This window comes from Streptomyces sp. NPDC111606 (assembly GCF_055656945.1).
In genome coordinates this window covers 729,733-752,214 of the sequence record NZ_JBVKBY010000002.1, presented here as the reverse complement: position 1 = coordinate 752,214, position 22,482 = coordinate 729,733, and the positions used below count along the sequence as shown (strand labels likewise).

Annotated in this window: 12 protein-coding genes; 9 read left to right on the top strand and 3 right to left on the bottom strand. The window is 72.6% G+C overall.

From position 1 onward, the window contains the following. Positions 1-271: 271 nt before the first annotated feature. Both ACZ7M7_RS11255 and ACZ7M7_RS11250 read right to left on the bottom strand, forming a co-directional pair. A complete protein-coding gene (locus tag ACZ7M7_RS11255; RefSeq protein WP_383602689.1) occupies positions 272-622 on the bottom strand; it encodes a hypothetical protein in 351 nt (116 codons plus the stop codon). Positions 623-880: 258 nt separating this feature from the next. After that, complete coding sequence (locus ACZ7M7_RS11250; RefSeq protein ID WP_472115038.1) at positions 881-1,456, bottom strand: ATP-binding protein; 576 nt, start codon at positions 1,454-1,456, stop codon at positions 881-883. Positions 1,457-1,653: 197 nt separating this feature from the next. On the opposite strand from ACZ7M7_RS11250, the gene ACZ7M7_RS11245 reads away from it, so the two are divergent. Both ACZ7M7_RS11245 and ACZ7M7_RS11240 read left to right on the top strand, forming a co-directional pair. Beyond that, a complete protein-coding gene (locus tag ACZ7M7_RS11245; protein ID WP_369273402.1) occupies positions 1,654-1,884 on the top strand; it encodes a DUF397 domain-containing protein in 231 nt (76 codons plus the stop codon). A gap of 139 nt (positions 1,885-2,023) precedes the next feature. Beyond that, positions 2,024-2,944 (top strand): helix-turn-helix domain-containing protein, encoded by a 921-nt coding sequence (locus ACZ7M7_RS11240; protein ID WP_383602695.1) that lies wholly within the window; start codon positions 2,024-2,026, stop codon positions 2,942-2,944. A 47-nt stretch (positions 2,945-2,991) separates the two neighbouring features. On the opposite strand, the gene ACZ7M7_RS11235 is transcribed toward ACZ7M7_RS11240, so the two are convergent. Further along, positions 2,992-3,810 carry an SAM-dependent methyltransferase gene (locus tag ACZ7M7_RS11235; protein WP_383602698.1) on the bottom strand — a complete coding sequence of 273 codons (819 nt, stop codon included), beginning with the start codon at positions 3,808-3,810 and terminating at the stop codon, positions 2,992-2,994. 414 nt (positions 3,811-4,224) lie between these two features. Here ACZ7M7_RS11235 and ACZ7M7_RS11230 point away from each other — a divergent pair, with 414 nt between their 5' ends. From ACZ7M7_RS11230 to ACZ7M7_RS11200, 7 genes are read left to right on the top strand one after another with little or no spacing between them, the layout of a single operon-like run. Continuing rightward, positions 4,225-5,727, top strand: coding sequence for an MFS transporter (locus ACZ7M7_RS11230; RefSeq protein WP_451169515.1), 1,503 nt, complete (start codon positions 4,225-4,227; stop codon positions 5,725-5,727). Between the two features lie 2 nt (positions 5,728-5,729). After that, the gene (locus ACZ7M7_RS11225; protein WP_383602703.1) at positions 5,730-5,936 is read left to right on the top strand and encodes an MbtH family protein; all 207 of its coding nucleotides are present in this window, start codon (positions 5,730-5,732) and stop codon (positions 5,934-5,936) included. A gap of 28 nt (positions 5,937-5,964) precedes the next feature. Beyond that, on the top strand, positions 5,965-9,522 hold the full coding sequence (locus tag ACZ7M7_RS11220; RefSeq protein ID WP_472115032.1) for an amino acid adenylation domain-containing protein: 3,558 nt from the start codon (positions 5,965-5,967) through the stop codon (positions 9,520-9,522). Next, positions 9,513-10,580 (top strand): MupA/Atu3671 family FMN-dependent luciferase-like monooxygenase, encoded by a 1,068-nt coding sequence (locus ACZ7M7_RS11215; RefSeq protein WP_472115029.1) that lies wholly within the window; start codon positions 9,513-9,515, stop codon positions 10,578-10,580. The genes ACZ7M7_RS11220 and ACZ7M7_RS11215 overlap by 10 nt, the downstream gene beginning before the upstream one ends. Positions 10,581-10,614: 34 nt before the next feature. Beyond that, positions 10,615-15,327, top strand: a complete 4,713-nt coding sequence (locus ACZ7M7_RS11210) for an amino acid adenylation domain-containing protein (RefSeq protein WP_472115026.1) — start codon at positions 10,615-10,617, stop codon at positions 15,325-15,327. Next, positions 15,327-19,196, top strand: a complete 3,870-nt coding sequence (locus tag ACZ7M7_RS11205; protein WP_472115023.1) for a non-ribosomal peptide synthetase — start codon at positions 15,327-15,329, stop codon at positions 19,194-19,196. The genes ACZ7M7_RS11210 and ACZ7M7_RS11205 overlap by 1 nt, the downstream gene beginning before the upstream one ends. Next, positions 19,186-22,476 carry a non-ribosomal peptide synthetase gene (locus ACZ7M7_RS11200; protein WP_472115020.1) on the top strand — a complete coding sequence of 1,097 codons (3,291 nt, stop codon included), beginning with the start codon at positions 19,186-19,188 and terminating at the stop codon, positions 22,474-22,476. The genes ACZ7M7_RS11205 and ACZ7M7_RS11200 overlap by 11 nt, the downstream gene beginning before the upstream one ends. Positions 22,477-22,482: the final 6 nt, after the last annotated feature.

Here is a 22,482-nt window from a genome sequence, read left to right as displayed (position 1 = left end):
TGTGTTCCTGCGTGGCTGCCACCCGTTCGAGCCTCGGTCCGGCCGGCCCGCCGTCATCGTTCAGCCGAAGTGGTGGTGGTCCCGGTGGGGAGGCTCCGCGGGGGTCAGTAGTTCGGCCGCTTGGTGCTGGGTGTGTGCGGCTGCTATTTGCGCTTCCGTCACGGCGTCTCCGCGTTCGCGCACCAGGTCTTCATAGATCGGCAGGTGATCGCTTCCGGTGGGAGTGCGGGGAGTGGGTGCCATAAAGCTGGTCCTTCGCTGGGTAATGCCGTCAGGCCCTGTTGAGTCGGGCGGCAATTCCGTGCCCGAGGAGCAGATAGAGGACGGCCGGGAGGCCGTAATTGAGGAGGACTCGGAGGCCCTCTGTGTCCATCGTGAAAATGTCCTGTGCCCATCCGGACAGCCAGTCCGCCGATCCGTGCACGAATTCCACGAACGCGTTCCCTTGGTTCGCGTCGAGCAGGTACAGCACTATCCACAGACCGAGCAGACCTGCCGAGACGTCGGCGATCGTGCAGATTGTCAGGGCCGCTCTGCGTGCGGTGTCCGGGTTGCGCCGGGGGCGGTCGGGGGGTGGGGGCTGGTCGTAGGGCTGGTAGCCGGGAATCGGGTCGGTGTTCACGAGGAAATCCGTTCTGACGCGTTGCCGGGCGGAGAGGTGTAAGCCATCCCGCGAAACCGGAATCGGACGTCGAGGATGACCTGCTTCTGCCTGGTTCTGCGTCATGCGGACGCGACCGTGTTACACCGCTGCCCTGATCGTCCCCAAACAGCGGCAATATGGCGGCCTATTCGGGTACTTGCCTCAATAGGCGCGTGCGGCCGTACATTTACTGCACATTTGCGCATGCACCGGAACCGCCGGATCCCGGAGGGCGGGTCAGGCCTGCCTGGCCGTCGGGAGCATCGCCCAGACCGTTTTGCCCGCCGGCTGGCGTCTTGTCCAGCCCCAGTGTTCGGACAGGGCGTCGATGATGCGCAGCCCCCGGCCGTGCTCGTCGAAGGGGTCGCTGGTGTGCGGGTAAACAGGGAGGTTGTCGCTCGGGTCGACGACGGCGCAGACGAGGTGGGCCGGGCGCCGGAGGCTGAGCCTCAGCCAGATCTCGGTCTCGGGGCGCGACGGGGCTGCGTCGGCCGAGGAGGGCGAGGGCGGCGCTACGGCGTGCAGCACGGCGTTGGCGAGCAGTTCGGTGACCACCGTGAGGGCGTCGGCGCTGCAGTGGTCCAGTGCCCAGTCGTCGAGCGTGCGACGGACGAAGTCGCGGGCTCGGCCGCAGCCCTGTTCGGCACCGACCAGGCGCAGGGCGGCGGAACGAGGCGAGGTGCGCGGGGGCTCGGGGCTGCTGAGCCGACGGAGGCCCGAGGTGCCGCGCTGTGCTTCCGGCGTCACCGTCAGCCCCGCATGTGGCGCAGCGCTGCCGGGCAGTTGGAGCCCTTCGTACGCAGGTAAGGACACAACGTCTCCCTGATACACGGTCAGGACGGGGCGTCCGCACTGCCGTTGACGCCACGGACTATTATCCACGCCGACGGCTCCTCCGTGCAATTTCACGGGAAATTGCGCGAAGGTGTCGACGCAGAGCACGTGGTGCGGCCGGTGTCCGGCGGGGCGTCGGGGTGCGCGCGTGGCCGAACGTGAGCAAGGAGAGTGCAGTGCCAACAGCACAGAACGGCGTACGGGCAAGCTCGTTGGGCGTCCGCTGGATCAAGAGCCGGCACAGCAATGCCGAGGGCAACTGCGTCGAGGTGGCGAGCCTGGGCGACGGCAGCATCGCGATGCGCAACTCCCGCGACCCCGAGGGGCCGGCGCTGGTGTACACCCCGGCCGAGATCACCGCGTTCCTGGCGGGCGCCAAGGAGGGAGAGTTCGACCACCTCGTGTGACCTGGACGGAGGACCGGGCGGGAGGCGAAACACCGCCGGGAAGCGGAAGTTGAGCCTTCTAATTGCTGCGGTTCCGGCGGCAGGAGGCGGCGGGATGCGATAATGCGGTCTGTCGTATGCCGGCCTACGGGGAGTCAGGATGTCCGCCGAGTCACCTCGCATCTCCCGCCTCGAGCCGTACCTGAGCCGGACCGAACCCGCGCCGACCCTGCTGAAAATGCTGGTCGGCGTCCAGTTGGCGGGTATCCGCGACGACGCGGGCCTCTCCCAGGACCAGGCGGCGCGTGCCGTGGGTTTCAGTCCGGCGAAGCTGTCGCGCATCGAGGCGGGCAAGGGGCGTCGACCGCCGACGGAGGCCGACGTCCGCCTGCTGCTGAACGAGTACCGGACCGAGGAGTACGAGGCCTCGGTGCTGCTGCAGTTGCTGAAGCGTGCCGGTGAGCCGGGGTGGTGGCAGCGCTATGACAAGCGGCTGATGCCCGAGTGGTTCGACCGGCTGGTCGGGCTGCAGGAGGCCGCGACGGCCATCCGTACCTTCGAGATCCAGTACGTGCCCGGCCTGTTGCAGACCGAGGCGTACGCACGGGCCGTGGTGGAGCGCGGGCTGCCGTCGGCGCCCGGCCGTGAGGTGGAGCGGCGTGTGGAGCTGCGGATGCGGCGGCGCCAGCTTCTGCACCGCGCGGACCCGCCTCAGCTGTGGGCGATCGTCGACGAGTCGGTGCTGCTGCGGATGCTGGGCAGCCGCGAGGTGATGCGCGAGCAGCTCGAGTACCTGGAGGAGATGGCGCAGCTCCCCCATGTGACCCTGCAGATCGTGCCCCTGGACGTGACCAACGCGTCCGCGCCGGCCATTCCCGTCACCTATCTGCGCTTCGGCGGCGTCGATCTGGCCGACATCGTCTATCTGGAGCACATCAAGAGCGCCGCGTTCCTGGAGGACCAGGACGAGACGGAGGAGTACCGGATCGCCCTGGACCGTCTCGGCGACGAGGCCCTCAACCCGCGCGAGTCGCTGGAGCGGCTGCGCGAGACGATGGCCCGCTACTCCCCTGCCCCGTAGGGCACTGCACCCCCGTAGGGCACTGCTGCCCCGTCGGCGAGGCCTCGTTACGGCAGGCGGCCCACGCCGCCGAACTCGATCCACTCCTGAGTGAGTTGACGCGGCGCCACCTCGGTGTCGGGGCGCCAGGTGGAGACCTCCACCAGGCCGGGGTCGAGAATCTCCAGACCCTCGAAGTACTCCGCGACGTCCTTCTCCTGGCGCACCCGGCCCCAGTGCCCCTGGGTCGCCTGGTCCATGAAGTCGGTGACGAAATCACGGACCTTGGGGTCCTCGCTGACCAGCTGGCACATCAGCATGAAGCTGCCGGGCGCGAGGTGCTCGCGCACCCGGCGGGCCACGGCGAGGGGCCCGTCGGTGTCGCTGTCGGGGATGCAGTGGAAGACGGAGTTGAACAGCACCGCCACCGGCTGCGAGAAGTCGATCAGGCGCTCGGTGTCGGTGTGGGAGAAGATCGCGTCGGTCTCACGCATGTCGGCGTGGATGACGGCCGTGTTCTCGTTCTGCTCCAGCAGGGCGCGGCCGTGGACCAGGACCATCGGGTCGTTGTCGACGTAGACCACACGCGAGGACGGGTCGATGGACTGCGCTACCTGGTGGACGTTGTTCTGGGTGGGCAGACCTGAGCCGTGGTCGAGGAACTGCCGGATGCCGTGGTCCTCGGCCAGCGTCCTGACCACGCGCTGCAGGAAGCGGCGGTTGTTCAGGGCGAGGGCGCGGGTGCTGGGGACGACCTTGTCCAGCTCCTCGCAGGCGGCTCGGTCGGAGGCGTAGTTGTCCTTGCCGCCGAGGTAGTAGTCGTACATGCGCGCGGCTGTCGGGATCGCGGCATCGATCGACGTGGACAGCTGCTTTCCAGGCTCCATCGTTTCCCCCAGTCACAGGGCCGGCCGAGGAGATCACCTCGCCGACAACACATCCTAGGGAGGCGGCAGTTGGTGGGGCCAGTCCATCGGTCAATGGCCGGAGAAATGACCCCCTCGGCGAGCGGCGGGCGAGTGGCCGCCGGCGGAAGCGGCGGACGGAGGGCGACTCAACCCGGCTGCGAGGCAACGGAATTGTCCGGAGAGAGCATCTCTCGTCCCGGATGTCGTTGTGTCGTCAAAGGTTCGTAGATGTATACGAGGCACTCCAGTTCGATGCCAGTCAGAGCGCGCCCTCACCGTCATGGAGCCGCATCCGTGAGGGCTTCTCGGACGCCTTTCAAGATCGGGGCTGTGCGGCGCGCCACTTCGAACTAGGGTTCTCGGTCGGAAGCCACATTCGACGGGGGTACGCACGTGGCCGATTCGGCGCGCTCGCTCGACGACACCGCGCAGGACGGGGGAAAGCCGGGCCGGTTCACCGGCATGGGCCCCTTCATGCTCGTCTGGAGCGGGCAGGCGATATCGCTGGTCGGTAATTCCGTCCTTCGTTTCGCCTTCGTCTTCGAGACCTGGTCGGCCACCGGCCGCGCGACGGCGCTGACCACGCTGTCGCTGTGTGCCCTCCTCCCCCAGGTACTGCTGAGCCCGCTCGCCGGGGCCTTCGTCGACCGGGTCAGGCGACGTACTGCGCTGCAGGTCGCGGACGGCGGCGGGCTGTTGATCGTGGCGCTGCTCGGCGTCCTGCACTTCACCGGCGGGCTGCACACCTGGGAGGTCTACGCGGCGGTCATGCTGCTCGGCTCGGCCGCCGCCTTCCAGTTCCCGGCGCTGGGCGCCTCGGTGCCGCTGCTCGTGGACAAGGCCCAACTGCAGCGGGCCAACAGTCTGCTGGCCAGCGCCAAGAGCACGGCGGACGTCGGCGGTCCCGCTCTGGGCGGGCTCCTGGTGGCGTTCTCCGGGCTCGGTTTCATCCTCGTCGCCGACCTGGTGAGCTTCGCTCTCGCGCTGGTCGCCATCCGGGTCGTGCGGATGCGGGGGGACACCGGTCCCGCGAGCAAACCGGCGGGCGGGCCGCGCAAGAAGCTCACCGCGGAGGCCATGGAGGGGATGCGATTCCTCTTCCGGTATCCGAGCCTGCGCGATCTGATGCTGGCCTTCTGCGTGGTCAACCTGGTCATGGTCTTCGGCTTCGCCGCCGTACAGCCCATGGTTCTGGCCCGGTCCGGCGGTGAGACCGCGGCGCTGGCGAGCGTCAACACCGCGATCGGCGTCGGCGGGGTCGCGGGCGGGCTGCTGATGGCGGCGTGGAGCGGGCCGAAGAACCGGGCCCGGGGCATGCTGCTCGGGATCATCGGCATGTGTCTGTCCGCCCAGGTGGCGATGGCACTCGTGGGGGGCGTGGTCGGCTGGTGCGCGGCCATTCTGGTGGGCGCGGCGCTGATGCCGATGATCAACGGCGTGATGCAGGCGATCGTGCAGACCAAGGTGCCTCAGGAGTGGCACGGCCGGGTCTTCGGCGCCGTGATGTTCCTGTCGCAGATCTCCGTCCCGCTGGCGACCGCCGTCTCCGGGCCGCTCGCCGACGAGGTCTTCGAACCGCAGGCCGCGGAGGGCACCGGGATCTTCGTGGTGCTGGGGCCGCTCGTGGGCGACGGGCCGGGCAGCGGCATGGCCGCGATGCTGCTCATCGCCGGCCTGTGCGGCATCGCCGTCGGGGTGCTGAGCATGACGCGGCGCACGGTGCGGGAGATCGACACGCTGCTGCCCGATGTCACCGACGACTCCCCCGACACGGCCGACATCGACACCACCGACATCGATGCCACCGGCAGCTCCGGACGCCCCGGCGATCCCGAGGACCCGGAGAACCCCGACCACCCCGACAACCCCGGGAACAAAGAACTCGTGGAGGGCTGACCATGACCACCAATCCGTTCGAGGACGAGAGCGGCACCTATCTCGTACTCACCAACGCCGAGGGTCAGTTCTCGCTGTGGCCCGACGGGATCACCGTGCCGGACGGGTGGGACGTGGCCCTGACCGCGAGCAGCCGCGCGGACTGCCTCGCCTACGTCGAGGACCGCTGGACGGACATATGTCCCACCCGCACGGCCTCCGATGCCTGATACGGACGCAACGGGGGCGTTGCACGGCGTGCATGAACTCTTCGAGGAACAGGCCCGGCGGACACCGGCGGCGACCGCGCTGGTGTCGGGCGACGAGCGGCTGAGCTACGGCGAACTCGACGCGCGGGCCGACCGGTTGGCCGGGCTGCTGCGGGGCCACGGTGTACGGCCGGGGGCCCTGGTGGGCGTCTATCTGGAGCGGTCCGCCGAGATGGTGGTGGCACTGCTCGGCACGCTCAAGGCCGGCGCCGGCTACGCGATGCTCGACCCGGGCTTACCGGCGGAACGGCTGCGCGGCATGGCGGCCGACGCGGGCGTCGCGCTGGTCGTGTCCCGGCGTGGCTCCCAACAGCCCTTATCCGCAGTCGGGTCGGTGACCGTGGAGGACGCCGAACAGGCCGAGCCGCTTCGGCGCGGCACCGTGGAGGTACGGCCGCAGGACCCGGCCTGCGTGATGTTCACCTCCGGCTCCACCGGCCGCCCGAAGGGCATCGTCGCCTCCCACGCCGCGATCACCGGGACGCTGACCGGGCAGGACTTCGCGTCGTTCGGGCCCGGCGCGGTGTGGCTGCAGTGCTCCCCCGTGTCCTGGGACGCGTTCGCGATGGAGCTGTGGGGTCCGCTGCTGAACGGCGGCCTGTGCGTACTGCACCCGGGCCGGCGCCCCGACCCGGTGGTGATGGCCGGTCTGGTCGAGCGGCACGCCGTCACCTCCCTGTACCTCTCCGCCTCCCTCTTCCACGTGATCGTCGACGAGTACCCGCGGGCCCTCGCCGGTGTACGCGAACTGATCGTCGGAGGCGAACCGTTGTCGCCCGCGCACGCGGCCCGCGCCCTGGAGCGCCACCCCGCGCTGCGGCTGAGCAACGGCTACGGCCCGGTCGAGGGCATGGTCTTCCTGACCGTCCATCCGGTCACCGCCGAGGAGGTACGGGACGGCAGCCCGGTGCCGATCGGCCGCCCGCTGGCCAGCAAGCGGCTCCGGGTGCTCGACGAGCGGCTGCGGCCGGTCGCGGACGGTGAGACGGGTGAGCTGTACGCCGCCGGGGCGGGCGTGGCCCTCGGCTACCGCGGTCGTTCCGAGCTGACCGCCGAGCGGTTCGTGGCCGACCCGTACGGGCCCGCCGGTGGCCGGATGTACCGCACCGGTGACCTGGTGCGGCGCCGGGCCGACGGAGTGCTGGAGTATCTGGGGCGGGCCGACGCGCAGGTGAAGATCCGCGGGTTCCGGGTGGAGCCCGGCGAGGTGGAGACGGTGCTGACCGGCCATCCGGGCGTGGTCCGGGCCGCCGTGGTCGCCCGTCCCGACGCCACGGGTGACAAGCGGCTGATCGCGTACGTCGTCCCTCGGGAAGGGCATCGGCAACAGTTGCCGGCAGCGGAACTGCGGGACCACGCGACGCGTGTACTGGCCGACTATCTCGTCCCGGCCGCCTTCGTGGTCCTCGACGCCCTGCCCCTCACCCCCAACGGCAAGCTGGACCGCGCCGCCCTGCCGGAGCCCGGCCCCATCACCGGCTCCCTCGCGTCGGCGTCGGCACGACAGCCGTCCGGCCCGGTCGAGGGGGCGCTGTGCGGGCTGTTCTCCGAGGTGCTGGGGGTGGCGTCGATCGGCCCCGAGGACGACTTCTTCGCGCTCGGCGGCAACTCGCTGACGGTGGCGCGGCTGCTGGGGCGGATCCAGTCGACGCTGGGCGCCCAGATCGGCGTACGGACGCTGTTCGAGTGCCGGACGCCGGCGGCGCTGGTGCCGTGTGTGGAGCAGGCCGGCAAGGCGGAGGCAGGGAGGGTCGAGGAGCCCGCAGTCGCGGAAGGGGATGCGCTGCCCCTGTCGTACGCCCAGCGCCGCCTGTGGTTCCTCGACCAGGTCGACGCGGGTAACGCCTACACGCTTCCGGTGCTGGTGCGGCTGCGCGGCACGGTCGATCCGGAGGCTCTTCGGGCCGCTCTCGGGGACGTGGCCGCCCGGCAGACGGCGCTGCGTACGGTCTTCGAGGAGCGCGACGGTGAGCCGTGGCAGCGGGTACGGGTCGGCGCCGATGCCCTGCCTCGGCTTCGGCAAGTCGACGTGACATCCGGTGAGTTGGACAAGGCCGTCACGGAGGCCACCCGGCACCGTTTCGACCTCACCGCCGAACTTCCCCTGCATGCCGTGCTGTTCGGCATCCAGGACCGGCCGGGCGAGCACGCGCTGCTGCTTGTGCTGCACCACGTCGCGGGTGACGGCTGGTCGCTGCCCCCGCTCTTCCGGGACCTGTCGCGCGCCTACGCCGCCCGGGTCTCCGGCTCCGCGGCGGAGCTCGCCCCGCTGCCGGTGCCGTACGCCGATTTCGCCCGCCGGCAGCAGGGGCGGCTGGGCTCGGCGGACGATCCGGGATCGCTCGCCGCGGCCCACCTCACCTTCTGGCGCAAGGCCTTGGCCGGTCTTCCGACCGGTGGCCCCCTGCTCCCGCGGCGCCCAGGAAGGCCCGCCGTGCCGGGCCGGGAAGCCGCCACGGTCGTACGGCGGCTGGACGCCCGAGCGCATGCGCTGATCGTCGACGGGGCCCGGGCGGAGGGCGCCACTCTCTTCATGGCGTTGCACGCCGCCCTCGCCGCCGTGCTGGTGCGTGCGGGGGCCGGCGAGGATCTGGCGGTCGGCTCGCCGATCGCCGGGCGGGGGCACGACGGCACGGTCGACGACGTCGTCGGGTTCTTCGTCAACATGCTGGTGCTGCGCAACGACGCCTCCGGCGACCCCACGGCCCGGCAGCTGCTCGCGCGTACCCGGGAGACGGCGCTGGACGCCTTCGCCCACCAGGACGTGCCGTTCGAGGAGGTCGTGGGAGCGCTCAACCCCGTACGGCCCCCGGGGCGGCAGCCGTTCACCGAGGTCGTGCTGGCGTTGCAGAACAACGCCCGGGCCGAGGTGGACCTGCCCGGCGCCGAGTCCGGCGTGGAGCCGCTGCGCACCGGCACCGCGCGCTTCGAGCTGCTGGTCGACGTCACCGACGACCACGGGGCGTCGGGCGGGCCGGACGGCATGACGCTGGTCTTCGAGTACCGGACCTCGTGTCTGGAGCCGGAGTTCGTCGAGTGGCTGGCGGACGCGTTCGTCGAGGTGCTGCGGGCGGGGGCCGCCGAGCCGGACGTACCGCTGTCCCGGCTGGAGCTGCCGGAGCCGCTCCGGCGGGCGGACGCGGCGCGGGACGCTGTCGTCGCCCCCGCACCCCCGGCAGGCGTCCCGACGGACTCCGCGCTGCACCGGGAGATCGCCGCCGTCTGGTCCGACGTGCTCGGAGTCGAGCACATCGGTCCGGATGACGACTTCTTCCGGCTCGGCGGCAACTCCCTGCGTGCGGTGCGGGTCGCGGCCCGCCTCACCAGCGCCGGGCGCCCGGTGACGGCCGGCCAGCTGTTCACCGCACCCACGGTCGCCGCCCTCGCCGCCGAGCTGGAGCGGGCACCGGCCGAGGCACCCGCCGCCCCGGCGCCCATCCCGCGCCGACCGCGCATCCCCCGGCAGCCGGGCCGCGGCAGCCGTACCGACGTCCCCGGTACAGGCCGTACCGACGACCCGAGTCAGAAGGAGGTGCCATGGACCTGAGTGTGATGTTCTTCGGCGCCGACACACCCGCCGACAGCCCGACCGGCGGCGTGCCGCGGCACAGCGAGGCCTACGACGACATCCTCACGGTCGCCCGCACCGCGGACCGGCTCGGCTTCCACGCGATCTGGACGCCCGAGCGGCACTTCCAGCAGGTGGGCCAGGTGTTCCCGAGCCCGCCGGTGCTCAGCGCGGCGCTCGCGGTGGCCACCGAGCGGATCAACATCCGGGCGGGCAGCGTGATCCTGCCGCTGCACCATCCGCTGCAGATCGCGGAGGACTGGGCCGTCGTCGACAACCTCTCGCACGGCCGGATCGGGCTGTCGGCGGCCACGGGCTGGCACTCGACCGACTTCGTGCTGGCCCCGGACAACTACGAGGGCCGGCGCGAGCAGACGCTCCGGGACATCCCGCTGCTGCGGCGGCTGTGGGCCGGCGAGGCCGCCGAGTTCACCGACGGCACCGGCACCTCGGTCGCCGTCCTGCCGCAGCCCCGCCCCGTCCAGGAGACCCTGCCCCTGTGGCTGACCAGCTCCGGCAACCCCGCGACCTGGGAGGCCGCCGGAAGCCTGCGAACCGGCGTGCTCGGGGCGACCGTCGGGCAGAGCCGGGACGAGCTGGCCGAGAAGATCGCCCGCTATCGCGCGGCCTGCGCCGCCGCCCCCGACCAGGGCGGCACCGACGCGCACGGCCGGGTGACGCTGATGGCGCACACGTTCGTCGGCGCGGACGACGAGGAGGCGCGGCGGCTGGCCGGCGTACCGCTGCAGCGGTATCTGCAGTCGTACGTCCGCCAGACGACCGCCAACCGCACGGCGGACAAGGCGACGGCGGAGCTCACCGAGGAGCAGACCGCGCTGCTCGCCGAGTTCGCCTTCCACCGCTATCTGACCTGGGGCAGCCTGCTCGGCTCCGCCGGGACCTGCCGGAAGATGCTCGCCGATCTGCGCGAGCTGGGCTGCGACGAGGTCGCCTGCTTCGTGGACTTCGGCCTCGGCCGCGACGAAGTGCTGGCCGGGCTGCACCGGCTGGCCGAACTCCGGGAGGACGTGGCGTGACAGGGGATTTCGCGAGACTCCGGGAGGACGTGGCGTGACGGGGACAACGGGGGCGGCCAGGGCGACCGGTGCCTCGATGGCCGAGCGGTTCGGCGCGCTCAGCGGTGAGCAGCGCGTCCGGCTGATGCGCCGGCTCGTGGAGTCCGGGCAGCTGGGTCTGATCCCGGCGGTCGTGCCGCGCCGGGACGGGGACGGTCCGGTGCGGCTCAGCCCCGCGCAGGAGGACCTGTGGGTGTACGAGTCGCTGTATCCCGGCACTCCCGCGCTCAACCTGTGCAGCGCCTACCACTTCGACGAGACGGTCGAGCCGGTCGACCCGGACCGGCTGGAGACCGCGCTCACCCTGGTCCGGTCCCAGCACGACATCCTGCGGGCGCGCCTCGGCGGCGAGCCTGGCGCCCTGTACGTCACCTTCCCGCCCGAGGACCGTTTCGTCCTGGAGCGGGAGGACCTACGCGGCACCGGCACCAGCATCGCGGAGGCCTTCGAGACCTTCCGGCGCCGCTCCTTCGACCTGGCCGGCGGACCGCTGATGCGGGCCCGCCTCGTCACCGTCGACGAGCGGCGCACCACGCTGATGCTGGGCCTGCACCACGTCATCGCCGACTGGTGGTCCTTCGACGTGCTCCAGGCCGAGTTCGCCGAGGCCCACCACGCCACCGGCAGCGGCGACGGTACGACCACGTCCCGTCCCCTCATCCAGTACGCCGACTTCGCGTCCTGGCAGGGCGAGTTGGAGGAGGCCGGCGTCTTCGCGGCACGGCTGGACTTCTGGCGCCGCTACCTGGCGGAGCCGCCGGGCCCGCTCACCGTGCCGGGCAGCCGCAACGACACCGGCGACGACATCGCGCAGATCCCCTTCCGCGTCGACGCCCCGACCGCCCGGGCGATTCGGGCCCTGGCCCGGGAGCGCGGCGCCTCCGTCTACGTCGTCCTGATGGCGGCCTTCGCGGTCCTCGCGCACCGCCTGACCGGCGCCGATGACATGGTGCTCGGCACCCCGACCGCCAACCGGGCCGCCAAGGGCCTGGAGCGGGTCATCGGGTATGTCATGAACGCCATCCCGACCCGCTGGCGGATCCGGCCCGGGGACTCCTTCGCCGACGTGCTGTCCCGGTTCGCCACGGACTTCCCCGAGCTGATGGCCAACGCCGACGTGCCCGTGGGCCGGATCGTCTCGACGGTCGCCCCCGACCGCAGCGCCGGGCGCTCCCCGCTGTTCCAGTGGGTGTTCATGCACCTCACCCAGCAGCGCAGTGTGGCCGCGCTGCGGGAGTTCAGCGAGCCGGAGCGGATCCACACCGGCGGCGAGCACGACCTCGTGGGCATCGTCCGCGACGCCGACGACGGCGCGATGGACGGCAGCTTCGAGATCCGTACGGCCCTCTTCGGCGCCGACACCGTACGGCACTGGACGGACGCCTACCTGGAGCTGCTGCGCCGCTTCACCGCCGACCCCGAGGTGCCGCTCGCCGAGGTCGGCCTGGTGCCGGAGGCCGACCGGACGCGGCTGCTGGGGCTCGGCGTCGGCCCTGACGCACCCGAGCCGGTGTCGCTACCCGACCTGGTGGCACGGCAGGCGGTCCGTACGCCGGACGCGCCTGCGCTGGAGGACGGGGCGCTGGCGCTGACCTACGCCGAACTCATGGACCGGGTTGACAGGTTGGCCGCGGTGTTCGCCGAGCACGGGGTGGGGGCCGGTGCGGTCGTGGCCCTTGCGCTGGGGCGCACCGCGGCGATGGTCCCTGCGTTGTTGGCCGTGCAGCGGGTCGGCGCCGCCTATCTGCCGGTGGATCCGGACTATCCGAGCGAGCGGATCCGGGGGGCGCTGGAGGACGCGAAGCCGATGCTGGTCGTGGTGGGTGAGCGGGGGGTCGCAGTCGACACGGGTGTGCCGACGTTGGTGTTGAGCGATTTGCTGGAAGTGCCGCGGCATGTCGTGAATCGTCTGCCGCGCCATTGTGGCTGGTCGCGCAGTTCCCCGCGCCCCCATGGGGCGCTGACGCCGGCGTATGTCATACACACCTCCGGGTCCACTGGGCGTCCCAAGGGCGTCGTCGTCCCCCACACCGGTCTAGCCGCCCTCGCTCAAGGACTCGTGGACTCGCTGGCGCTGCCCCTGGGGAGCCGGGTCCTGCAGCTCGGGTCGCCCGCGTTCGACATCTCCGTGGCCGAGATGTGCATGGCATTCGGCTCGGGCGGGACGCTGGTCGTGCCGCCCGAGGGGCCGCTCGCCGGGCAAGGACTGGCCGATGTGCTGACCGGGCTGCGGATCAGCGCCGCGATGCTGCCGCCGTCGGTGCTGGCGACCCTGCCCACCGGGAAGTACCCGCAGCTGCGGTCGCTGGCCGTGGGCGCGGAGGCGTGCCCGCCGGAGCTGGTGGCCCGCTGGGCGGTCGGCGGACGCCGGTTCCACAACGCCTACGGGCCCACCGAGTTCACCGTCGCGGCCACCGTCTCGGGCCCGCTGACCGGCGACGGCACGCCCCCGCCCATCGGCGCCCCGCTGCCGGGCACGCGGGCGTACGTGCTCGACGGGCGGCTGCGGCCGGTGCCGCCCGGGGTGAGCGGCGAGCTGTATCTGGCGGGCCCGGGGGTGGCGTACGGCTATCTGGGCCGGCCGGGGGCGACCGCCGAGCGGTTCGTCGCCGACCCGTACGGGGGGCCCGGCGCGCGCATGTACCGCACCGGGGACCTGGCCCGACGGCGCGACGACGGGCAGCTGGAGTACCTGGGCCGGTCCGACGACCAGGTGAAGATCCGGGGTCAGCGCATCGAGCCGGGCGAGATCGCGGCCGTCCTCGCCGGGCACCCGTCGGTGGAGCAGGCCGTGGCCGTCGTACGGGAGGACCGGCCGGGCAGGCCGCGGCTCGTCGCGTACGTCGTCGGCGCAGCCGGCACGGAACCGGCGCCGGACGCCCTGCTGGCGTACGCCGCCGGGCGGTTGCCCGCCGCCATGGTGCCGGCCGACGTGGTGGTGCTTCAGTCGCTGCCGCTGGCGCCCAACGGCAAGCTGGACCGGGGGGCGCTGCCCGCGCCGGGAACCCGGCCCGACGGTGCCGGGCGGGCGCCGGAAGGCGTTCGCGAAGTCACCCTGTGCGCCCTGTTCGAGGACGTGCTCGGTGTCGAACGGGTCGGTGCGGATGACGACTTCTTCCGGCTCGGCGGCGACAGCATCATGGCGATCCAGCTGGCCGGACGGGCTTCGGGGGCGGGACTCGGCATCACGCCGCGTGACGTCTTCACGGCCCGTACGCCGGCCGCGCTGGCGGTGACGGCGCGGGAGGTGACGGGCCTCGGCACCGATGCGGGCCCGGACTCCGGCACCGGGCGTTTCCCGCTCACGCCGGTCATGCGCTGGTGGCGCGAGCAGGGCGGCGGGGACGCGGCGGCGTTCACGCAGTCGATGGTGTTCCCGGTGCCGCGGGACGTGACCCCGGAGCGTGTCGAGGCGGCGGTGCGCGGGCTGGTCGAGCGGCACGGTGTGCTGCGGATGCGGCTCGTGGACGGGGAGTTGGAGGTTCCCGAGGACATTCCCGGGCCGGCCGTCGACCGTGTCGGAGTGCCGGCCGGTGCCGATCTGCGGGAAACGGCCGAGGAGTTGGCGGCGTCGGTGCGGCTCGACCCGGAGCGGGGCGAGATGCTGCGGGCGACCTGGCTGGCCGCTCCCGCCGGGCAGTCGGGGTTGCTCCTGCTGACGGTGCACCATCTGGCGGTGGACGGGGTGTCCTGGCGGCTGCTGGGTCCCGAACTGGCCGCCGGGCTGGCCGGGGAGCGGCTGCCGGAGAGCACGGGCACCTCCTTCGCGCGCTGGGCCCGCCTGCTGGCGCAGGAGGCGGTGCGGCCCGAGCTTGCCGATGTGGAGTCCGCCTGGTGGGAGCGGATGCTGACCGGCCCGGATGCACGGATCGCCGGCGGGCGCGGTGTCGGGGCAAGCCGTGCCGTGCTCACCGTCGAGCTGACCCCCGAGGTCACCGAGGCTGTCCTGGCCGAGGTGACCGCGGCCTTCCACTGCGGCCCGGACGCCGTGCTGCTGACGGCGCTGGCCGCGGCCGCGGTACGGCGACGGGGCGCGGGCTCCGGTCTGCTGGTCCACCTGGAGGGCCACGGCCGTGAGCCACTCTCCACGCAGGCCGACATCTCTCGTACGGTCGGCTGGTTCACCACCCAGTACCCGATCCGGGTGGACGCGGGCAGCGCGCTCGGCCCGGACTTCTGGCAGCCCGTGCGGGACGCGGCCGGCGAGGCGCTCAAGCAGATCAAGGAGCAGTTGCGGGCGGTCCCCTCGGGCGGCCTCGGCTGGGGTCTGCTGCGCCACCTCAACCCGGACACGGCCCCGAAGCTGGCCGCACTGCCCGTCCCCGACCTGCGCTTCAACTACCTGGGCCGGTTCTCCGGCGACGACACGGCCGACGGCGAGCTGCTCGGCATGGCCACGGAGGCGCTGCCGCTCGGGCACGCGGTGGAAGTCGACGCGCTGGTCACGGAACGGGATTCCGGGCGGCTGTGTCTCAGCGCCGGGTTCTCGTACGCGCGTGGCGAGCTCGGCGAGGACGAGGTCCTGGAGCTGGCCCGGCTGTGGTGCGAGGCGATCGAGGTGCTGGTCGAGCACACGCGCCGGGACGGCACGGGCGGCCACACCAGCTCCGACTTCCCGCTCGTCGACCTGTCCCCCGATCAACTCGCCCTGCTGGAGGACGACTTGGAGTTCGAGCCGGCCGACGAGGACAGCGAGGGGGACGACTGATGGGCGGCCGTATCGCGGACGTGCTGCCGCTGTCCCCCGCGCAGGAGGGGCTGCTCTTCCACGCCCTGCGTGATCCGGAGGGCCCCGACCCGTATCTGGTGCAGGCGCGGTTCCGGATCGCCCCCGGTGTCACGGCCGAGGCGGTGCGGGCCGGGGTGGCCGGGCTGCTGGAGCGGTATCCGAATCTGCGGGCGTGCTTCAGGCACGAGCACGTCGACCGGCCGGTGCAGGTGATCCCGCGTGCGGTGAAGCTGCCCTGGACGCAGACCGACCACACCGGGCGCACACCGGAGGAGACGGAGGCGGAGCTTGCCCGCCTCATGGCCGAGGACCGGCACCGGCGCTTCGATCCGGCCCGGCCGCCCTTGGTGCGGGCCACCCTGGTGCGGCACGACGAGGGTGCGGATCTGCTGCTGACCTTCCACCACATCCTGCTGGACGGCTGGTCGTTGCCGTTGCTCGCGCAGGATCTGGAGGCACTGGTGGCGGGTACCGGGGAGCTCTCGCCCGTCGCTCCCTTCAAGCAGTACCTGGTCTGGCTGAACGGTCAGGACCAGGTCCGCGCGGAGGCTGCCTGGCGCGAGGCACTGGGCGGCCCGACGCGGCCCGCGTTGCTGTCGCCGCAGGGGCCCGACGGCCGCGAGGACACGGTCGACATCGAGCTGACACCCGAGCTGACGGCGGCCGTCACCCGACGTGCCGCGGACGCCGGTGTCACCGTCAACACCGTCGCGCAGACCGCCTGGGCCCTGGTGCTGGCCCGGATGACCGGCGCCGAGGACCTGGTGTTCGGCGCGGTCGTCTCCGGGCGGCCGCACGATCTGCCCGGTGTCGAGCGGATGGTGGGGCTGTTCATCAACACGCTGCCCGTACGGATCGGGCTGCGCACCGGCGAAGACGTCGACGGACTGCTGGCCCGCGTCCAGGACGAGCAGCTGCGGCTGGCGCCGTACCACCACGTGCGGCTCTCGCAGGTGCAGCGGGCGGCCGGCGCGGGCGAACTCTTCGACACGGTCCTGGCGTTCGAGAACTTCCCGCGTACCGAAGGGCACGCCCCAGCTGTCGAGCTGGTCGAGACACGGGACGCGACGCACTACCCGGTGACCGTCGCCGTCGTCGCCGGCGAACGGATGCTGCTGCGGGTCAGCTGCCGCCGGGGCATCTCTGCGCCCACGATCGGCGCCCGCCTGGCGCACGCCCTGGAGGCGCTGACCTGCGCGCACGGGACACCGGCCGACCGGCTCGACGTCCTCCCGCCACAGGAGCGGCGGCAGCTGCTCGCCCTCTCCGACGGGCCGGTACGTCCGGCGCCCGAGACGTTGAGCATCCCCGGGCGCTTCGCCGAGCAGGTGGCCCGTACGCCCGACGCACCCGCCGTCGAGTCCGACGACGAGGTGCTGACGTACGGCGGTCTCGACGCGGCGTCCCACGCGCTGGCGGGTCGGCTCCGGGCGGCGGGGGTACGTCCCGGCGACACCGTGGCCCTGCCGCTGGCACGGTCCGTGTCCATGGTCGTCGCGCAGCTGGCCGTGCTGAAGGCGGGCGCGTGCTGTCTGCCGCTGGATCCGGAGGCTCCGGCGGGACGGTTGGCGGCGCTGGTGAAGGCGGCGGACGCTCGGGTGGCGATGGTGGGCACGGCGGTGAACCTCCCGGATGGCGTACGGACGTTGGACCTTCGCGAACCCGACACCACCGCCCACCCGCCGACGCCCCCCGTACAGCCCGAGTCTCCGGCCTGCGTGATGTACACCTCCGGCTCGACGGGCGAACCGAAGGGCATCGTCACCCCGCACCTGGCCGTCGTCGAACTCGCCGCCGACTCCCGCTTCACGGGCGGCGCGCACGAGCGCGTCCTCCTGCACAGCCCGCACACCTTCGACGCCGCGACCTACGAGACGTGGGTGCCCCTGCTGAACGGCGGCACCGTGGTGGTCGCCCCGCCCGGCCCGGTCACCCCTGACCTGCTCAAGAGGCTGCTGCCCGAAGCGCGCGTCACGGCCGTGTGGCTCACCGCCGAACTCCTGCGCACCGTCGCGGAGATCGCACCCGAGGTGCTCGGCAGTGTGCGTGAGGTGTGGGCGGGCGGGGACGTCCTCGCGCCCGAGGCGGTGCGCCGGGTGCGTGAACTGTGCCCCGGCACCCGGGTCGTCAACGGCTACGGCCCCACCGAGACCACGGTGTTCGCCACGGCCCACGGTGTGACCGGTGACGTCGGCGCGTCCGTGCCGATCGGCCGGCCCCTCGACAACACCCGCGCCCACGTCCTCGACCACCTCCTGCGCCCGGTACCGGTGGGAACGGTCGGCGAGCTGTACGTCGCCGGTGCCGGGCTCGCCCACGGATACCTGAACCGCCCCGGCCGGACCGCCGAGCGTTTCGTCGCCGATCCGTACGGCCCGCCCGGCGCCCGGATGTACCGCACGGGCGATCTGGTGCGCCGGCTCGCGGGCGGTGACCTGGAGTTCATGGGCCGCGGTGACGACCAGGTCAAGGTGCGCGGCTTCCGGATCGAGCCCGGCGAGGTGGAGGCCGCCCTGGCCGGCTGCCCGGGCGTGGAGCGGGCCGTGGTCGCCGCGCGCCCCGGGCCGGACGGCGGCAAGAGGCTGGTCGCGTATGTCGTGGGCGGCGACCTGGACCTCGTACGGGAGCACGCGGCGCGCACGCTGCCCGCGCATCTGCTGCCGTCGGCGTGGGCCCGCCTGGACGCCGTCCCCCTGACCGTGCACGGCAAGGTCGACCGGGCCGTGCTGCCCGAGCCCGAGCCGGAGGGCGGCCGTCGGGACAGTGGGAGGCGGATCGCCCGGCCGGGGCGCGAGCAACGGTTGTGCGCGCTGTTCGCGCAGGTGCTGGGCGTGGACGGGCTCGGCCCCGACGCCGACTTCTTCGCGCACGGCGGCCACTCGCTGCTCGCCCTGCGTCTGACCGCGCGGATCCAGGCGGAGCTGGGTATCCGGGTGCCCCCGGCCGTGCTGTTCGAGGCGCCCACACCCGCCGCGCTCGCCGCGCGCCTGGCGACAGGGCAGGCGGAGGACCGGGACGACGACGCCTACGCCCCGCTGCTCACCCTGCGCCGCGAGGGCGACCTGCCCCCGCTGTTCTGTCTGCACCCGGGGCTGGGGCTCGGCTGGGCGTATGCGGCGCTGCTGCCGCACCTCGCGCCCGGGCGGCCGGTGTACGCGTTGCAGACGCCGGTGCTGCAGGGCGAGCAACTGCCGCGGACGATGGCGGAGTTGGCGGAGAGCTACGTGTCGCGCATCCGGGCGGTGCGGCCGCACGGGCCGTATCTGCTGCTCGGCCGGTCCTTCGGCGGGCCGATCGCCCATGAGGTGGCGGTGCGGCTGCGCGCGGCCGGCGAGAAGGTCGGGCTCGTCGCCGTGCTGGACGCGATGCCGAAGCCGCCCGAGGTGGCACGCGTACCGCTGGACCCGGCGGTCGTGGAGCAGTCAGCGCTGGACAACCTGCTGCGCAACGCGCTGCCCGGGGGTCCGGCCGGGCCGGGACCACTGGAGCGGGCCGAGGTCGTCGCCCGCGTCCACGCGCACAGCGCCCTGCTGGCCGACCTGGACGAACGGCGCCTCGACACCCTGGTCGCCGCCATGGAGCGGTACATCGAGCTGGCCCGCGCCTGGCGGCCGTCGCCGTACGACGGCCGCGTGACCCTCTTCTCGGCCACCCGCACGGCGGAGGCCACGACGGAGGAGAAGCACGCGGCGTGGCAGAACTGCTCGGCCGGAGTGGACGTGCACGAACTGGACTGCGAGCACAGCGATGTGCTCACGGCGGGGCCGGTCGGCGAGATCGCCACGGCCGTGGAGAACGTACTGGCAAGGGACCGCACGGGGGACGGAGCACAGGCAGATGGACGCTGACGACATCGGTACCGGGACCACTGAGGAGTACGAGTTCCCGACCTCGGACGCGCAGGCCCGGCTGCTCGTCCTGGACCACATGGACCCGGGCAGCGCGACCTACCACGTGCCCGCCGCCTTCACCGTGCACGGGCCCTTCGACATGGCCGCCTTCGGCCGTGCCCTCGACGCGCTCGTCGTCCGGCACGAGTCGCTGCGCACGGTGTTCCGCACCGGCACCGACGGAGTGCCGCTGCAGATCGTGTCGGCGGCCGGGCGGGCCGAGCCGCGCGTGGAGCGCGATGTCCCCGTGGCCGAGGTGGACACCCGGATGCGCGCGGAGGCCGCCCGACCCTTCGACGTGACGACCGGCCCGCTGCTGCGCTGCACGCTGTACGCCATCGCCGACGGCAGCCACCGCATCCTGCTCGTCGCCCACCACCTGGTCTGCGACGGCTGGTCGCTGGGCGTGCTGCTGCGGGAACTGTCGGCCGGCTACGAGAACGAGACCAAGGGGCTGGCCCATACGCTGCCCGAACTCGCCCTTCAGTTCCCGGACTTCGCGTCCTGGCAGCGCGAACGGCAGGCGAGCGGCGAGTACGCCGGCTCCGTCGCGTACTGGGCCGAGCGGCTGCGGGGCGCCGCCGGGACGGTCCCGCTGCCCTTGGACCGGCCGCGCGGTGCGGTCCGTTCGGCGGCGGGCGGCACCGAACGGTTCACGCTGCCGGCCGGGGTCCGCGAGCGGATCGCCGAGACGGCACGGGCGCGCGGCGGAACGCCGTTCATGGCCGTCTTCGCCGCGTACGCCGCGTTCGTGAGCCGGCTCTCGGGCGCCGAGGACCTGGTGATCGGCTTTCCCGTCTCCGGCCGGGACCGTCCGGAACTCCAGGACCTGGTCGGCATGCTGACCAACACCCTGGCCCTGCGGATCGACCTGTCCGGCGACCCGTCGTACCACGACCTGATCGACCGCCTGCGCACCGCCCTGCTGGACTCCCAGCCGTACCAGGACGCCCCCTTCGAGGCCGTCGTGAACGCTGTCGCCCCCGCCCGCGAGATCAGCCACGACCCGGTCGTCCAGGTGGTCTTCGGCTACGACGACGACACCGAACTGACGCTGCGCCTGGCCGGCGCCGAGACCGAGCGCGTCCATGTCGGCCTGGACACCGCGAAGTTCGACTTCCACCTCCAGGTGGAGCGCTGGGGCGAGGACCTCGCCGCGTATCTCATCCACCGCAGCGCCCTGTTCGAGGCGGAGACGGTACGCCGGTGGGTGCGGTGCTTCGAGACGCTGGTGGAGGGGTTGCTGGCTCAACCGGACGCGCCCTTGTCGACAGTCGACATGCTCCCGCCGCACGAACGCGCCCGGCTACTCGCCCTGCACAACCAGACACCGGGGAGGGCAGCGCCGAGAAGGGGCGCGGGGAACTGCGCGACCAGCCACAACGAACCCGCAGCCGCCATACGACACAACGCGGCACCCCCCAAGGCGCACCTGGTACCCGAACTCATAGCGGACCGCGCGGCCAAACAGCCGGAGGCCACCGCCCTGGTCTGCGGCCGGCAACGGCTCACGTACCGCGAACTGCTGACCCGCGCCGACACCCTCGCGGCCCGCCTGCGCGAGCACGGCGTACGCCGCGGCGACCGAGTCGGCCTGCTGCTGCCGAGGGGTACCGACATGGGCATCGCCGCCCTCGCGGTGCTCCGCGCCGGCGCCGCATACGTACCCCTGGACCCGGCCCATCCGGCGGCCCGCCTCGCCTACATGATCGCCGACTCGGGCACGTCCCTGCTGCTGACGGCGGCGGAGACGACAGGCCTGGCCGGGACGGACGTACCGGAACTGCGGGTCGACGAGGACACGCACACGGCACCCGCGCGGACCCCGGTGTCGTGCGCCCCCGGCGACCTCGCCTACGTCCTCTACACCTCCGGCTCCACCGGCGTCCCGAAGGGTGTCGCCGTCGAGCACCGCTCGCTGCTGAACCTCGCGACGAACGTGCGCCCCGTGTTCCCGGTGACCGCCGAGGACCGCGTCCTCCAGTTCGTGTCGTTCGGCTTCGACGTGGCCGTGTCCGACCTGTTCTTCCCCTGGGTCGCGGGCGCGGAACTGCACATCGCGCAGGACGACGAGCGACTCGGCGAGACGCTCCAGGCACGGCTCAGGGACTCCCGCATCACGTACGTCTTCCTGCCGCCGTCCGCCGCGATGACCCTGCCCCGCGCCCCGGGCGCCCTGCCCGAGCTGCGCACGCTCGCGGTCGGCGGCGAGGCGTGCCCGGCCGAGCTGGTGGAGCGGCTCGGCGAGGAGGGCCGCCGGATCGTCAACGCGTACGGCCCCAGCGAGGCCACGGTGTACTCCACCACGGCCGATCTGCGTCCGGGCGAGCCGGTGGTGATCGGTCACACCGTCCCCGGCTCCCGCGCCTACGTACTGGACCGCCGGCTGCGCCCGGTCCCGGTCGGCGTGACCGGCGAGCTGTACGTCGCCGGGGCCACGCTGGCCCGCGGCTACATCGGCCAGCCCGGGATGACGGCCGAACGCTTCGTCGCCGACCCGTACGGCCCGCCCGGCAGCCGGATGTACCGCACCGGGGACCTGTGCCGTGTCGACGCGCACGACGTGCTGCACTACCTCGGCCGCGGGGACTCCCAGGTGAAGCTGCGCGGCTACCGGATCGAACTGGGCGAGATCGAGGCCCTGCTGGCAGGACATGCCGATGTCACGGTGGCCGCTGCCGCGGTGCGCGGGGACGGTGCCGAGCAGCGGTTGGTGGCGTACCTGGTCACCACCGCGCAGATGCCGGACGCGGTGCTGCGTGCCCACTTGGCGCAGCGGCTCCCCGGCTACATGGTCCCGGATGTCTTCGTACGCCTGCCGGAGCTGCCCCTGAACCGCTCCGGCAAGATCGACCGGTCCCGGCTTCCCGAGCCGCCCTCGTCACGGCCGGCGTTGAGCGAGTCGTACGCCGCTCCGGGCAGCGCGACCGAGCAGCGCGTGGCCGAGGTCTGGCAGCGGGTGCTGACCCTGGACCGGGTCGGCGTGCACGACAACTTCTTCGACCTCGGCGGGAATTCGGTACGGCTGCTGGCGGTGCTCGCGGCGCTCCAGGAGCACCCGGACCACCGGGGCCTCACCCTGGTCGACCTCTTCCGGTATCCGACGGTGGCTGCCGTGGCGGCCCACCTCGACAGTACGGCCGAGAACACCGCACCCCGCGAGGAGGCGGCCCGGCGCGGCAGCGACCGCCGGGCGGCCCTGCAGAAGATCCGTTCCAGGAAAGGCACGACGCGATGACGACCG